Below are 1,007 nucleotides of genomic sequence, written 5' to 3'. Positions count from 1 at the left end.
CTTTCCCAAGAGCGCCTCAACTACCTCCACCTCAAATTTCATGAATACGAAGAGCAACTCCAAGGAGAGCAGACAGGGACACCTACGACAAACTCTTTGCGAGAGCTAAATGTGCTGATTCATCAGATCGAACAGAACATTGGTGCACTTAACTCAGGAGTCTTCACACAGTATCTAATCTTTCTTTTGAAGGAGACCGTTACCACTCCAATGGATAGCGCTGACCACATGGCAAAAACCCTCGAGCTGCGCCACGGAGACCTCATGCTTGGCTACTGCACGGTCGGAAAAAGCCTCTTTCATTGTTACAAAGACAATGATCTCGATTTAATAAAAAATAGAGTCGTTCGAGATCAAGTCGTTATTAGTTCAGAGGTCATTTGTGCCTTTCCCCAAAAAGATGATGAACAAGAATTTATGAGGGCAAACTGTGAGCGCTTTTATGAGTGGTGTAGAGATAATCGGGTCGAAGACTACGGTTATGATTATCAGTTGCCCATCCACCGCCCAGGTAACATTCCACTTGGGAGAATTGAACAAGACTATAGTTACCAAGAAATAAGCGAGATCTTTCGCGACTATCAGCAAATGTCTCTTTTTGAGATGAGATAAAGCTTCATCTCCCCTGCCCACCTATTGACGGCCCTCTATAAGTTTTTCACAATGGCGCCTTCCTACGTGAGCTTTGGGTATAATGAGGCAATATGTTAAAAAAGACTTTAAAAACAGCTATTTATGCGCTTATTTTGGTTTGCTCGGCCAGTAGCTTCGGCGCCTCAAATGATATTATTTGCAACGGTCCGAACCTAAGTGCCGTGCTCTATAGCTATAAAGGCAACACAAAGCTGATCTTTAAAAAAGGCAATGGCCTGCCCATAAGCGCCGTCTGCCGCAAAATTGAAACCGGTGAACACGAATGCCGCGAGGACCTTACTGGCGAAAACCTATTCTTCAAATTTAATGAAAGTACGCGTGAAGCTCGTATTGATATTGGGCAAATAAGAATT

2 protein-coding genes are annotated in these 1,007 nt (G+C 43.7%); both read left to right on the top strand.

What is annotated here, in order from left to right; genetic code table 11:
- Positions 1-612 (top strand): hypothetical protein (locus COX77_02575; GenBank protein PIZ99080.1); only part of this gene is annotated, 612 nt, incomplete at its 5' end.
- Between the two features lie 92 nt (positions 613-704).
- Positions 705-1,007: hypothetical protein (locus COX77_02570; protein ID PIZ99079.1), on the top strand; the 303-nt coding region annotated here is incomplete at its 3' end.

Source organism: Candidatus Komeilibacteria bacterium CG_4_10_14_0_2_um_filter_37_10, assembly GCA_002793075.1.
Classification (GTDB): domain Bacteria; phylum Patescibacteriota; class Patescibacteriia; order UBA1558; family UBA1558; genus UM-FILTER-37-10.
The sequence above is the reverse complement of the archived record's forward strand: the minus strand, read 5'-3'. Positions and strand labels throughout refer to the sequence as shown.